At 40.9% G+C, this 14,677-nt stretch carries 15 protein-coding genes; all 15 read left to right on the top strand.

The genetic code is table 11. The annotated features are described in order from the left end of the window. The first annotated feature begins 163 nt into the window (after window positions 1–163). Window positions 164–871, top strand: a complete 708-nt coding sequence (locus RWM06_RS01615) for a 2-C-methyl-D-erythritol 4-phosphate cytidylyltransferase (protein ID WP_313969871.1) — start codon at window positions 164–166, stop codon at window positions 869–871. Window positions 872–875: 4 nt separating this feature from the next. Further along, the gene (locus RWM06_RS01620) at window positions 876–1,898 is read left to right on the top strand and encodes a ribitol-5-phosphate dehydrogenase (protein ID WP_000609877.1); all 1,023 of its coding nucleotides are present in this window, start codon (window positions 876–878) and stop codon (window positions 1,896–1,898) included. A 16-nt stretch (window positions 1,899–1,914) separates the two neighbouring features. Further along, window positions 1,915–2,784: a choline kinase LicA gene (gene licA, locus RWM06_RS01625; protein WP_049521002.1), complete on the top strand. Its 870-nt coding sequence runs from the start codon at window positions 1,915–1,917 to the stop codon at window positions 2,782–2,784. Then, complete coding sequence (locus RWM06_RS01630; RefSeq protein WP_313969872.1) at window positions 2,774–3,652, top strand: DMT family transporter; 879 nt, start codon at window positions 2,774–2,776, stop codon at window positions 3,650–3,652. Before licA ends, RWM06_RS01630 begins: the two co-directional genes overlap by 11 nt. 11 nt (window positions 3,653–3,663) lie before the next feature. Then, window positions 3,664–4,353 (top strand): sugar phosphate nucleotidyltransferase, encoded by a 690-nt coding sequence (locus RWM06_RS01635; RefSeq protein WP_313969873.1) that lies wholly within the window; start codon window positions 3,664–3,666, stop codon window positions 4,351–4,353. Window positions 4,354–4,440: 87 nt separating this feature from the next. Next, window positions 4,441–5,289 carry a DNA-processing protein DprA gene (gene dprA / locus RWM06_RS01640; RefSeq protein WP_313969874.1) on the top strand — a complete coding sequence of 283 codons (849 nt, stop codon included), beginning with the start codon at window positions 4,441–4,443 and terminating at the stop codon, window positions 5,287–5,289. 232 nt (window positions 5,290–5,521) lie between these two features. Then, the gene (gene topA, locus RWM06_RS01645; protein WP_313969875.1) at window positions 5,522–7,609 is read left to right on the top strand and encodes a type I DNA topoisomerase; all 2,088 of its coding nucleotides are present in this window, start codon (window positions 5,522–5,524) and stop codon (window positions 7,607–7,609) included. A gap of 105 nt (window positions 7,610–7,714) precedes the next feature. Beyond that, complete coding sequence (locus RWM06_RS01650) at window positions 7,715–8,074, top strand: YbaN family protein (RefSeq protein ID WP_119919762.1); 360 nt, start codon at window positions 7,715–7,717, stop codon at window positions 8,072–8,074. Between the two features lie 90 nt (window positions 8,075–8,164). Next, complete coding sequence (locus tag RWM06_RS01655) at window positions 8,165–8,797, top strand: copper homeostasis protein CutC (protein WP_313969876.1); 633 nt, start codon at window positions 8,165–8,167, stop codon at window positions 8,795–8,797. Between the two features lie 43 nt (window positions 8,798–8,840). Then, window positions 8,841–9,497, top strand: a complete 657-nt coding sequence (locus RWM06_RS01660; protein WP_313969877.1) for an MmcQ/YjbR family DNA-binding protein — start codon at window positions 8,841–8,843, stop codon at window positions 9,495–9,497. Window positions 9,498–9,810: 313 nt separating this feature from the next. Next, on the top strand, window positions 9,811–11,373 hold the full coding sequence (locus RWM06_RS01665; protein WP_313969878.1) for a 2-isopropylmalate synthase: 1,563 nt from the start codon (window positions 9,811–9,813) through the stop codon (window positions 11,371–11,373). Window positions 11,374–11,384: 11 nt separating this feature from the next. Then, complete coding sequence (gene leuB / locus RWM06_RS01670) at window positions 11,385–12,422, top strand: 3-isopropylmalate dehydrogenase (protein WP_313969879.1); 1,038 nt, start codon at window positions 11,385–11,387, stop codon at window positions 12,420–12,422. Continuing rightward, window positions 12,419–12,688, top strand: coding sequence for a DUF1294 domain-containing protein (locus RWM06_RS01675; RefSeq protein ID WP_313969880.1), 270 nt, complete (start codon window positions 12,419–12,421; stop codon window positions 12,686–12,688). Before leuB ends, RWM06_RS01675 begins: the two co-directional genes overlap by 4 nt. A gap of 3 nt (window positions 12,689–12,691) precedes the next feature. Next, window positions 12,692–14,074 (top strand): 3-isopropylmalate dehydratase large subunit, encoded by a 1,383-nt coding sequence (gene leuC / locus RWM06_RS01680; RefSeq protein ID WP_033683770.1) that lies wholly within the window; start codon window positions 12,692–12,694, stop codon window positions 14,072–14,074. Between the two features lie 9 nt (window positions 14,075–14,083). Then, window positions 14,084–14,677: a 3-isopropylmalate dehydratase small subunit gene (leuD, locus tag RWM06_RS01685; RefSeq protein ID WP_313969881.1), complete on the top strand. Its 594-nt coding sequence runs from the start codon at window positions 14,084–14,086 to the stop codon at window positions 14,675–14,677.

Below are 14,677 nucleotides of genomic sequence, written 5' to 3' on the forward strand. Positions count from 1 at the left end.
CTACAGAATTCCTAGTCACTACTGGAAATGATCTAGTTTTTAATAACAGTATTACTTAACCTTTCTATTCTAGAAGGGGAGGACCAGTATTTCTTTCATGATATAACTAGATTGTGGTATAATAGAGAGAATAAGTTTTTTAGTAAGACAAAGGAGAAAATAGATGATTTATGCAGGAATTCTTGCCGGTGGAACTGGCACACGCATGGGAATCAGTAACTTGCCAAAACAATTTTTAGAGCTAGGTGATCGACCTATTTTGATTCATACAATTGAAAAATTTGTCTTGGAACCAAGTATTGAAAAAATTGTAGTTGGGGTTCATGGAGATTGGGTTTCTCATGCAGAAGATCTTGTAGATAAATATCTTCCTCTTCATAAGGAACGTATCATCATTACAAAGGGTGGTGCTGACCGCAATACAAGTATTGAGAAAATCATTGAAGCCATTGATGCTTATCGTCCGCTTACTCCAGAGGATATCGTTGTTACCCACGATTCTGTTCGCCCATTTATTACGCTTCGCATGATTCAGGACAATATCCAACTTGCCCAAAATCATGACGCAGTGGACACAGTGGTAGAAGCGGTTGATACTATCGTTGAAAGTACCAATGGTCAATTCATTACAGATATTCCAAATCGTGCTCACCTTTATCAAGGACAAACACCTCAAACATTCCGTTGCAAGGACTTCATGGACCTTTATGCCTCTCTTTCTGATGAAGAGAAGGAAATCTTGACAGATGCATGTAAAATCTTTGTGATCAAAGGAAAAGATGTGGCCTTGGCCAAAGGTGAATACTCAAATCTGAAGATTACAACCGTAACAGATTTGAAGATTGCAAAAAGTATGATTGAGAAAGACTAGTAAAATGATTAATCAAATTTATCAACTAACTAAGCCTAAGTTTATCAATGTCAAATACCAGGAAGAGGCTATTGACCAAGAGAATCATATCCTCATCCGCCCCAACTACATGGCTGTCTGTCATGCGGATCAGCGTTACTACCAGGGAAAACGTGATCCAAAGATTTTGAATAAAAAGCTTCCAATGGCAATGATTCACGAGTCATGTGGAACCGTTATTTCTGATCCGACAGGAACCTATGAGGTTGGGCAAAAAGTTGTCATGATTCCGAATCAGCCTCCTATGCAGAGCGATGAAGAATTTTATGAGAACTACATGACAGGGACCCATTTCTTGTCTAGTGGATTTGATGGCTTTATGAGAGAGTTTGTTTCTCTCCCTAAAGACCGTGTGGTGGCTTATGATGCTATCGAAGATACGGTTGCAGCCATTACAGAGTTTGTCAGTGTCGGCATGCACGCTATGAATCGTCTATTGACCCTTGCTCATAGCAAGCGGGACCGAATCGCCGTTATCGGAGATGGAAGTTTAGCATTTGTGGTTGCCAATATTATCAACTATACTTTGCCAGAAGCAGAGATTGTGGTTATTGGTCGTCATTGGGAAAAGTTGGAACTCTTCTCTTTTGCCAAAGAATGCTATATCACTGATAATATTCCTGAAGATTTGGCCTTTGACCATGCTTTTGAGTGTTGTGGTGGTGATGGTACTGGACCAGCTATTAATGACTTGATTCGCTACATTCGTCCTCAAGGAACGATTCTTATGATGGGAGTTAGTGAGTATAAAGTCAATCTCAATACTCGCGATGCCTTAGAAAAAGGTTTGCTCTTGGTTGGGTCCTCTCGTTCTGGCCGCATTGATTTTGAAAATGCAATTCAAATGATGGAAGTCAAGAAATTTGCCAATCGTCTTAAAAATATCCTTTATTTAGAAGAACCTGTAAGAGAAATTAAAGATATTCATCGTGTCTTTGCAACCGATTTAAACACAGCCTTTAAAACCGTGTTTAAGTGGGAAGTATAAGTCCTGGAGGTTAATTGTGGAGAAAATCATTAAAGAGAAAATTTCTTCCCTACTTAGTCAAGAAGAGGAAGTCCTCAGTGTTGAACAACTGGGGGGAATGACCAATCAAAACTATTTGGTCAAAACAACAAATAAGCAATACATTGTTAAGTTCTTTGGTAAAGGAACAGAAAAACTGATCAATCGTCAAGATGAAAAGTACAATCTTGAACTACTAAAGGATTTAGACTTAGATGTAAAAAATTATCTTTTTGATATTGAAGCTGGTATCAAAGTTAATGAGTATATCGAATCTGCGATTACGCTTGATTCAACGTCAATCAAGACCAAATTTGATAAAATTGCTCCAATATTACAAACTATTCATGCTTCTGGCAAGGAATTAAGAGGAGAATTTGCTCCGTTTGAAGAAATCAAAAAATACGAATCCTTGATTGAAGAGAAAATCCCTTATGCCAACTATGAAGCTGTTCGAGAAGAAGTCTTCTCCTTAGAGAAAAGACTGGCTGACTTAGGTGTTGACAGAAAATCTTGTCATATCGATTTGGTGCCTGAAAACTTTATCGAATCACCTCAAGGACGACTTTATTTGATTGACTGGGAATATTCATCAATGAACGATCCAATGTGGGATTTGGCTGCCCTCTTTTTAGAGTCTGAATTCACTCGTCAAGAGGAAGAAGACTTCTTGTCTCACTATGAGAGTGAGCAAACACCTGTCTCTCGTGAAAAGATTGCCATTTATAAAATTTTACAAGATGCTATTTGGAGTCTATGGACAGTCTACAAAGAAGAGCAAGGTGCAGATTTTGGTGACTATGGTGTGAGTCGTTACCAAAGAGCTGTTAAAGGTTTGTCATATTATGGAGGTTCAGATGAAAAATAAAAATGGAGTTTCTTTTGGTCTACTTTCAGGTATTTTCTGGGGTTTAGGTCTAACGATTAGTGCTTATATCTTTTCGATTTTTACAGATTTGTCGCCCTTTGTGGTGGCCGCTGCTCACGATTTCTTGAGTATCTTTATCTTACTAGCTTTTCTCTTGGTAAAAGAAGGAAAAGTTCGTCTCTCAATTTTCTTAAATATTCGCAATGTTAGTGTTATCATCGGAGCCTTGCTAGCAGGCCCTATCGGTATGCAGGCCAATCTTTATGCGGTTAAGTATATCGGAAGTTCCTTAGCTTCATCTGTATCGGCTATTTACCCTGCGATTTCAGTTTTATTGGCTTTCTTCTTTTTGAAACACAAGATTTCAAAAAATACTGTATTTGGGATTATCTTGATTATTGGAGGGATAATTGCTCAGACCTATAAGGTTGAACAGGTCAATTCCTTCTACATTGGAATTCTCTGTGCTTTGGTTTGTGCTATTGCATGGGGGAGTGAGAGTGTCCTTAGCTCTTTTGCCATGGAAAGTGAATTGAGTGAAATCGAAGCCCTCTTAATCCGTCAAGTGACTTCATTCTTGTCCTATCTTGTGATTGTGCTCTTCTCTCATCAGTCATTTGCAGAAGTAGCCAATGGACAATTACTAGGTCTTATGCTTGTCTTTGCAGCCTTTGATATGATTTCCTATTTGGCTTATTATATCGCTATCAATCGCTTGCAACCTGCTAAAGCTACAGGATTGAACGTGAGTTATGTAGTTTGGACTGTCTTGTTCGCAGCTCTCTTCTTGGGAACAGCACTAGATATGCTGACCATTATTACTTCACTTGTCGTCATTGCTGGAGTTTATATTATTATTAAAGAATAAAGGAGATTCGTGTGAAAGCCATTATCTTAGCAGCGGGCTTAGGAACTCGCTTGCGTCCTATGACTGAAAATACCCCTAAAGCCTTGGTTCAGGTTAATCAAAAACCCTTGATTGAATACCAAATTGAGTTTTTAAAAGAAAAAGGAATCAATGACATCATCATCATTGTTGGTTACCTTAAAGAACAATTCAATTACTTGAAAGAGAAATATGAGGTTCGCCTCGTCTTCAATGATAAATACGCTGACTACAATAACTTTTACTCTCTCTATCTCGTAAAAGAAGAATTGGCCAACAGCTATGTTATTGATGCCGATAATTATCTCTTTAAAAATATGTTCCGCAATGATTTGACTCGTTCGACTTATTTTAGTGTCTATCGTGAAGATTGTACCAACGAATGGTTCTTGGTCTATGGAGATGACTATAAGGTTCAAGACATAACTGTTGATAGTAAGGCTGGTCGTATCCTTAGTGGTGTATCCTTCTGGGACGCTCCAACTGCAGAAAAGATTGTCAGCTTTATAGACAAGGCTTATGAAAGTGGAGAATTTGTTGATCTTTATTGGGACAATATGGTTAAGGATAATATCAAAGAACTGGATGTCTATGTTGAAGAATTAGAAGGTAATAGTATCTATGAGATCGATAGTGTCCAAGACTACCATAAATTAGAAGAAATTCTTAAAAACGAAAATTAAAGATTCCAACATCTGGCTGAAATAGTCGGATGTTTTTTGATTTTTTACGAATAGAATAGATGAGTAGAAAAAGAAATGGAGTTATTGATGAAAATCACAAACTATGAAATCTATAAGTTAAAAAAATCAGGTTTGACCAATCAACAGATTTTGAAAGTCCTAGAATACGGTGAAAATGTTGATCAGGAGCTTTTGTTGGGTGATATTGCAGATATATCAGGTTGCAGAAATCCAGCTGTTTTTATGGAACGTTATTTTCAGATAGACGATGCGCATCTGGAGAAAGAATTTCAAAAATTTCCATCTTTCTCTATTTTAGATGACTGTTATCCTTGGGATTTAAGTGAAATATATGATGCACCTGTGCTTTTATTTTACAAGGGAAATCTTGACATCTTGAAATTTCCTAAGGTAGCGGTCGTGGGTAGTCGTGCTTATAGCAAACAGGGAGCTAAGTCAGTTGAAAAAGTCATTCAGGGCTTGGAAAATGAACTGGTTATCGTCAGTGGATTAGCCAAGGGCATTGACACAGCAGCTCATATGGCAGCTCTTCAGAATGGAGGAAAAACCATTGCAGTGATTGGAACAGGTCTGGATGTGTTTTATCCTAAAGCCAATAAACGCTTGCAAGACTACATCGGCAATAATCATCTGCTTCTTAGTGAATATGGACCTGGCGAACAACCTCTGAAATTTCATTTTCCTGCCCGTAATCGCATCATTGCTGGACTTTGTCGTGGTGTGATTGTAGCAGAGGCTAAGATGCGCTCAGGTAGTCTTATTACCTGTGAGCGAGCAATGGAAGAAGGACGCGATGTTTTTGCTATACCTGGAAGTATTTTAGATGGACTATCAGACGGTTGCCATCATTTGATTCAAGAAGGAGCAAAATTGGTCACCAGTGGGCAGGATGTTCTTGCAGAATTTGAATTTTAATACTCTTCGAAAATCTCTTCAAACCACGTCAGCTTCCATCTGCAACCTCAAAACAGTGTTTTGAGCAACCTGCGGCTAGCTTCCTAGTTTGCTCTTTGATTTTCATTGAGTATAAGAAGAAAGTCCGCTTACTAGACAAATTTTTCTTCTATATATAGGAGCTAAGTCTTGACAGTTATGCCAAAATGGTTTACACTTTATAAAGTTTATTACTTTGAAAAGGTGTGATACTGTGGCTACGGCAACAAAAAAGAAAAAATCAACAGTTAAAAAAAATCTAGTAATCGTGGAGTCGCCTGCTAAGGCGAAAACGATTGAAAAATATCTAGGCAGAAACTACAAGGTTTTAGCCAGTGTCGGGCATATCCGTGATTTGAAGAAATCCAGTATGTCCGTCGATATTGAACATAATTATGAACCGCAATATATCAATATTCGAGGAAAAGGTCCTCTCATCAATGACTTAAAAAAAGAAGCCAAAAAAGCTAATAAAGTCTTTCTGGCGAGTGACCCGGACCGTGAAGGAGAAGCGATTTCTTGGCATTTGGCTCACATTCTCAACTTGGATGAAAATGATGCCAATCGTGTGGTTTTCAATGAAATCACCAAGGATGCTGTCAAAAATGCTTTTAAAGAACCACGCAAGATTGATATGGACTTGGTCGATGCCCAACAGGCTCGTCGTGTCTTAGACCGCTTGGTAGGCTATTCGATTTCGCCTATTTTGTGGAAGAAGGTCAAGAAGGGCTTATCAGCAGGACGTGTACAGTCCATTGCCCTTAAACTAATCATTGATCGTGAGAATGAAATCAATGCTTTCCAGCCAGAGGAATACTGGACAATTGATGGTGTCTTCAAAAAAGGAACCAAGCCATTTCAGGCCTCCTTCTATGGAGTAGATGGTAAAAAGCTGAAACTGACTAGCAATGATGAGGTCAAGGAAGTCTTGTCTCGTCTGACTAGCAAAGATTTTTCAGTGGATCAGGTAGATAAGAAAGAGCGCAAACGCAATGCTCCATTACCCTATACCACTTCATCTATGCAGATGGATGCTGCCAATAAAATCAATTTCCGTACTCGAAAGACAATGATGGTTGCCCAACAGCTCTATGAAGGGATCAATATTGGTTCTGGTGTGCAAGGTTTGATTACCTATATGCGTACCGATTCGACTCGTATCAGTCCAGTAGCGCAGAACGAAGCAGCAAGTTTCATTACGGACCGTTTTGGTAGCAAGTATTCTAAGCATGGTAGCAAGGTCAAAAATGCATCAGGTGCTCAGGATGCCCATGAGGCTATTCGCCCGTCTAGCGTTTTTAATACACCAGAAAGTATTGCTAAGTATCTGGATAAGGATCAGCTCAAGCTTTATACTCTTATTTGGAATCGTTTTGTAGCCAGTCAGATGACAGCTGCTGTCTTTGATACCATGGCTGTTAAATTGTCTCAAAATGGGGTTCAATTTGCTGCCAATGGTAGTCAGGTTAAGTTTGATGGTTATCTTGCCATTTATAATGATTCTGATAAGAATAAGATGTTACCAGATATGGCTGTTGGAGATGTGGTTAAGCAGGTCAATAGCAAACCAGAGCAACATTTCACTCAACCGCCTGCTCGTTATTCTGAAGCGACCCTTATCAAGACCTTGGAGGAAAATGGGGTTGGACGTCCGTCAACCTACGCACCGACCATTGAAACTATTCAGAAACGTTATTATGTTCGCCTTGCAGCCAAACGCTTTGAACCGACAGAGTTGGGAGAAATTGTTAACAAGCTCATCGTTGAATATTTCCCAGATATTGTAAACGTGACCTTCACAGCTGAAATGGAAGGCAAGCTTGATGACGTCGAAGTTGGAAAAGAGCAGTGGCAACGTGTCATTGATGCCTTTTACCAACCATTCTCTAAAGAAGTCGCCAAGGCTGAAGAAGAAATGGAAAAAATCCAGATCAAGGATGAACCAGCTGGATTTGACTGTGAAGTGTGTGGCAGTCCAATGGTCATTAAACTTGGTCGTTTTGGTAAGTTCTACGCTTGTAGCAATTTCCCAGATTGCCGTCATACCCAAGCAATCGTGAAAGAGATTGGTGTTGAGTGTCCAAGTTGTCATCAGGGACAAATCATTGAGCGTAAAACCAAACGCAATCGTCTCTTCTATGGTTGCAATCGCTATCCAGAATGTGAATTTACCTCTTGGGACAAGCCTGTTGGTCGTGACTGTCCAAAATGTGGCAACTTCCTCATGGAGAAAAAAGTCCGTGGTGGTGGCAAGCAGATTGTATGTAGTAAGGGTGACTACGAAGAAGAAAAGATTAAATAAGTGGAGAGTCCTGAAAGTGAATTTCAGGCTCCTTTTGATTAGAACTTGACAAAATTTATCATTTTATGAGAAACTAGAAGAAGATTATTTTAATTAGGAGTAGTTATGCGTCTTATCTATCTGATAATTGGTTTTTTATCACTGGCCTTGGCTATTGTTGGGGTTGTTTTACCCTTGTTGCCTACAACACCTTTTCTTTTACTGTCTATTGCTTGTTTCTCAAGAAGTTCCAAGCGTTTCGAAGATTGGCTTTATCATACCAAGCTCTATCAGAGTTATGTAGCTGATTTTCGCGAGACCAAGTCTATTGCGCGTGAACGTAAGAAAAAAATCATCGTATCTATCTACATCTTGATGGGAATTTCTATTTATTTTGCCCCTCTCTTACCAGTCAAAATCGGTCTAGGAGCCTTGACCATCTTTATCACTTATTATCTCTTCAAGGTCATTCCGGACAAAGAATAAAAAATAGTAACTATTTTCCTTGATATAAATGAAAGCATATTCACAATAATATGATATAATAAATTCAAAGTAATCTTCAAGGAGAATCAAATGATTTACGAATTTTGTGCTGAAAATGTGACCTTGCTTGAAAAAGCGATGCAGGCTGGAGCTCGTCGAATCGAACTCTGTGACAATCTAGCAGTTGGTGGGACAACGCCCAGCTATGGAGTGACCAAGGCAGCGGTTGAATTGGCAGCTAACTACGATACGACCATCATGACCATGATTCGTCCACGTGGTGGCGACTTTGTCTATAATGACCTAGAAATTGATATCATGTTAGAAGACATTCGGTTGACAGCTCAGGCTGGAAGTCAAGGAGTTGTATTTGGGGTTTTAACTGCTGATAAGAAGTTGGATAAACCTAATCTTGAAAAGTTAATTACTGCATCAAAAGGAATGGAAATTGTCTTCCACATGGCCTTTGATGAATTGAGTGATGATGATCAACTGGAAGCTATTGACTGGCTTAGTCAAGCTGGAGTTACTCGTATCCTAACTCGTGCGGGTGTGTCTGGAGATTCACTAGAGAAACGTTTTGCTCACTATCACAGAATTTTGGAACATGCAAAAGGTAAAATTGAAATTCTACCAGGTGGGGGGATTGACTTGGACAACCGTCAGACCTTTATCGACCAGCTAGGTGTGACACAATTGCACGGAACCAAGGTTGTCTTTTAAAAAATAGAAAGGAACTGCTAGCTTTGGGTAGCAGTTTTCACTTATGTTTGAAATTTTTAAATCCTATCAGTTTAATCAAGAAAAGGCTCATGCTTTTGGTTTTGTAGAAAATAGTGGAGTCTGGACCTATAGTTGCCAGATTTTGCAGGGCGACTTTGTCATGACTGTGTCCATCACTACTGATAATGTGCGTTTTCAGGTCTTTGATCAGGAAACGGGTGATCTCTATCCTCAAGTTCAGATGGAAAGCATGAGGGGAAGTTTTGTCGGAAATGTCCGTGAGGCTTGTCTGGAGATTCTTTACCAGATTCGAAAGGCTTGTTTTGAGGTACAGGATTTTATTTGTCCTCAGACTAAGCGTATCATGCTTCAGGTTCAGGAACAGTATGGTAATCAGTTGGAGTATTTGTGGGAGAAATCGCCTGATACGGCAGTGTTAAGACATGAAGGCAATCAAAAGTGGTATGCTGTCTTGATGAAAATCTCTTGGGATAAGCTGGAAAAGGGTAGAGAAGGACAAGTGGAAGCAGTCAATCTCAAACATGATCAAGTAGTGGACCTGCTTTCAAAAAAGGGAATTTATCCAGCCTTTCATATGAATAAACGCTACTGGATTAGTGTGGCGCTTGATGATACTTTATCAGATGAAGAAGTACTGGAATTGATAGAAAGAAGCTGGAATTTAACTATTAAAAAATAAAACCTTTCAAGGATTTTCAATAACTTTCAATTAGCGAAATATTCTTTACTGAAGAAATTTTCAGAAAATATTTGATTTTTTCTTGACAAGTGCTTTTGCCTATGCTAAAATACTTAACAAGATATCAAACGAAGGAGAAAGTCAAACATGAAAACAGCTAAGTTTAATCAATTCGCTTTGTTGTTGAGGTACTCGGGCTAGTGCAAAAAGCATTAGTCCTGTTTGGCTTACCAAGCGGGAGTGAATCAACATCTCGCTTGGGTTTCTGAGCGAGATGTTTTTTTAAAACCATATTTGGAAAAGGGGAAATTTTATGAGAAGAGTTGAATTTCTAGATACCAGCCTTCGGGATGGAGAGCAGACACCTGGTGTTAATTTTTCAATCAAGGAAAAAATTGCCATTGCAAGGCAGATGGAGAAATGGGGCATTTCAGCCATCGAAGCTGGTTTTCCAGCGGCTAGCCCAGACTCATTTACGGCAGTGAAGGAGATTGCTAAGGTCTTGAAGAAAACAGCAGTGACTGGTTTGGCTCGCTCTGTCAAGTCTGATATTGATGCTTGTTATGAAGCCCTCAAGGACGCCAAGTATCCACAGGTTCACGTCTTTATCGCTACCAGTCCGATTCACCGAAAGTATAAGCTCAATAAGAGCAAGGAAGAGATTCTAGAAGCTATTAAGGAGCATGTTTCTTATGCCCGTTCTAAGTTTGAGGTTGTCGAATTCTCTCCTGAAGATGCGACCAGAACAGAGTTGGATTTCCTCTTGCAAGTTGTTCAAACAGCGGTCGATGCAGGGGCGACTTATATCAATATCCCTGACACGGTAGGTTTTACCACACCAGAGGAATATGGTGCTATCTTCAAATACCTGATTGAGAATGTCAAGACGGATCGTCAGATCATCTATTCGCCTCACTGTCATGATGATCTCGGAATGGCAGTGGCTAATAGCCTTGCTGCCGTTAAGAATGGGGCAGGACGAGTCGAAGGGACTATCAACGGTATTGGTGAGCGAGCTGGAAATGCTGCTTTGGAAGAAATTGCAGTGGCTCTTAATATTCGCCAAGATTACTATCAAGCAGAAACTAGTATTGTCTTAAATGAAACCATCAATACGTCAGAAATGGTTTCTCGCTTCTCTGGTATTCCAGTTCCTAAAAACAAGGCTGTGGTTGGTGGTAATGCCTTTTCTCACGAATCTGGTATTCACCAAGACGGAGTCCTTAAAAATCCTCTTACTTATGAGATTATCACCCCTGAATTGGTCGGTGTTAAGAGTAATAGCCTCCCACTTGGAAAATTGTCTGGTCGCCATGCCTTTGTCGAGAAACTAATAGAATTGGCCCTAGACTTTACAGAAGAGGACATCAAACCACTCTTCGCTAAGTTCAAGGCACTGGCCGATAAGAAACAAGAAATCACAGATGCAGATATTCGAGCTTTGGTAGCTGGAACCATGGTTGAAAATCCAGAAGGCTTCCACTTTGATGATTTACAACTTCAAACTCATGCGGATAATGACATCGAAGCGCTCGTTAGCCTAGCTAATATGGATGGTGAGAAGGTCGAGTTTAATGCGACAGGGCAAGGTTCTGTTGAAGCAATCTTTAACGCTATCGACAAATTCTTCAATCAATCTGTTCGCTTGGTATCCTATACCATTGATGCGGTGACAGATGGAATCGATGCCCAGGCTCGGGTCTTGGTTACTGTTGAAAACAGAGATACAGAAACCATCTTTAATGCAGCAGGTCTTGACTTTGATGTGTTGAAGGCTTCGGCTATTGCCTACATCAATGCTAATACCTTTGTTCAAAAAGAGAATGCTGGTGAGATGGGACGCAGCGTTTCTTACCGCGATATGCCTAGTGTGTAAAGGAGAAGGCTATGACAAAGAAAATAGTAGCTCTAGCAGGGGACGGAATCGGTCCAGAAATCATGGAGGCTGGTTTAGAGGTTCTGGAGGCCCTAGCTGAAAAAACAGGTTTTGACTATGAGATTGACAGACGACTCTTCGGAGGTGCAGGTATTGATGCTACGGGGCATCCCTTACCTGATGAAACCCTCAAGGTATGTCGTGAAGCAGATGCCATTCTCCTAGCGGCTATCGGTAGTCCTCAGTATGATGGAGCAGCGGTTCGGCCTGAACAAGGCTTGCTGGCTCTCCGTAAGGAACTCAATCTTTACGCTAATATTCGCCCTGTAAAAATCTTTGACAGTCTCAAGCATTTGTCACCACTCAAACCAGAACGAATTGCTGGTGTAGACTTTGTTGTGGTGCGTGAGTTGACTGGCGGGATTTACTTTGGAGATCATATCCTTGAAGAGCGCAAAGCGCGTGATATCAACGACTATAGCTATGAGGAAGTGGAGCGGATTATTCGCAAAGCCTTTGAAATTGCAAGAAATCGCAGAAAAATCCTTACTAGTATCGATAAGCAAAATGTTCTAGCGACCTCAAAACTCTGGAGAAAAGTGGCTGAGGATGTCGCACAGGATTTCCCAGATGTCACCTTGGAACACCAGTTGGTGGACTCAGCTGCTATGCTTATGATTACCAATCCTGCCAAGTTTGATGTCATCGTGACAGAAAATCTTTTCGGAGATATTCTCTCGGATGAATCAAGCGTTCTATCTGGCACACTTGGAGTTATGCCATCAGCCAGTCATTCTGAAAATGGACCAAGTCTCTATGAACCCATTCACGGTTCAGCGCCTGATATTGCAGGTCAAGGAATTGCTAATCCTATCTCCATGATTTTATCAGTGGCCATGATGTTGAGAGATAGTTTTGGACGTTATGAGGATGCGGAGCGCATTGAACGTGCTGTTGAGGCAAGTTTAGCATCTGGAATTTTAACGAGAGATTTAGGAGGACAGGCTTCGACCAAGGAAATGACGGAAGCTATTATTGCAAGGTTATGAAGTTAGACGAAAAAATTACTCTAGCCCTCTTGATTTGGAATGTCATGATTTTCTTGATTTATGGCGTTGACAAATCCAAGGCGAGGAGAAGAGCTTGGCGCATCCCAGAGAAAATCTTACTCATTTTAGCCTTTACTTGTGGTGGTTTTGGTGCCTGGCTAGCAGGAATCGCTTTTCACCACAAGACTCGAAAATGGTATTTTAAAACGGTTTGGTTTCTCGGGATGGTGACCACACTAGTAGCCTTATATGTTATTTGGAGGTAATGAATGGCAGGGAAATCGATTTTTGATAAATTATGGGACCGTCATGTCATCACAGGAGAAGAGGGGCAGCCCCAACTCATGTATGTGGACCAGCACTATATCCACGAAGTGACCAGTCCTCAGGCTTTTCAAGGATTACGAGACGCAGGGCGTAGATTGAGACGACCAGACTTGACATTTGGAACCTTTGACCACAATGTCCCAACGGTTAATATCTACGATATTCGAGATGTGATTTCTAAAGCTCAAATTGATAAGCTGGCTGAAAATGTTGAAGAGTTTGGAATTGAACATGCGGCCCACGGTTCTGAAAAACAGGGAATTGTGCACATGGTGGGGCCAGAGACAGGACGGACCCAACCAGGAAAATTTATTGTCTGTGGAGACAGCCATACGGCAACCCACGGAGCTTTCGGAGCGATCGCCTTTGGAATTGGAACTAGTGAGGTCGAACATGTCTTTGCGACACAGACCCTCTGGCAGGTCAAACCCAAGAAAATGTTGGTGGAATTCACAGGAGTTCCTCAAAAGGGAGTTTATTCCAAGGACTTCATTTTAGCCTTGATTGCCAAGTACGGCGTTGCCTGTGGTGTCGGCTACGTGGTGGAATATCGAGGTCAAGCTATTGATGCACTGAGCATGGAAGAGCGAATGACCATCTGCAATATGTCCATCGAGTTTGGATCCAAGATGGGAATCATGAATCCGGACCAAACCACCTATGATTATCTTAAGGGACGTGAGTGTATTCCAGAGGACTTCGAAGAGGCTGTGGCGGATTGGAAAACCCTTGTCAGTGATGATGATGCCGTTTACGATAAGGTTATCCAGATGGATGTCTCAGACTTGGCTCCAATGGTGACCTGGGGAACCAATCCTGCTATGGGGGTTGACTTTGACAGTAGTTTCCCAGAAATTAAGGATATGAACGATGAACGAGCCTACAATTACATGAACTTGGAGCCTGGTCAAAAGCCAGCTGATATTGAACTAGGCTATATCTTTATCGGTTCTTGTACCAATGCTCGTCTCAGCGACTTGCAACTGGCTGCGCGATTTGTCAAAGGAAAGAAAATTGCTCCCAACTTAACGGCTATCGTAGTTCCGGGCTCTCGTCCTGTCAAACGAGCTGCTGAGAAGTTGGGCTTGGACAAGGTCTTTCTGGATGCTGGTTTTGAGTGGAGAGACCCAGGTTGTTCTATGTGTCTAGGAATGAATCCAGACAAGGTTCCAGATGGCGTTCACTGCGCCTCAACCAGCAATCGAAACTTTGAAGACAGACAAGGCTTTGGCGCTAAGACTCATCTCTGTAGTCCAGCTATGGCAGCTGCGGCAGCTATTGCAGGGCGTTTCGTAGATGTTCGACAAATGCCAGAAGCCCAGTAAGGAGAGGATATGGAGAAATTTACAGTTTATACGGGAACGACCGTTCCTCTCATGAATGATAACATCGACACTGACCAAATTCTACCCAAGCAGTTTCTCAAGTTAATTGATAAAAAAGGCTTTGGTAAGTACCTTATGTATGCTTGGCGTTATCTGGACGATAAGTATACTGAGGATCCAGACTTTGTCTTTAACAGACCTGAATATCGCAAAGCCAGTATTCTCATTTCAGGGGATAATTTTGGGGCAGGATCGTCCAGAGAACACGCAGCTTGGGCTCTAGCTGACTATGGTTTTAAAGTCGTGATTGCAGGATCTTTCGGTGACATTCATTACAATAATGAACTCAATAATGGCATGTTGCCAATCGTTCAGCCTAGAGAGGTTAGAGAGAAACTAGCTCAGCTAAAACCAAGTGACCAGGTAACTGTGGACTTGGAACAACAAAAAATCATCTCACCAGTTGGAGAATTCACTTTCGAAATCGATAGCGAATGGAAACACAAGCTCTTAAATGGTTTGGATGATATCGGTATTACCTTGCAGTATGAAGATTTGATTGCTGCTTATGAAAAACAACGACCAGCCTACTGGCAGAATTAG

This window comes from uncultured Streptococcus sp. (genome assembly GCF_963516575.1).
Classification (GTDB): Bacteria; Bacillota; Bacilli; order Lactobacillales; family Streptococcaceae; genus Streptococcus.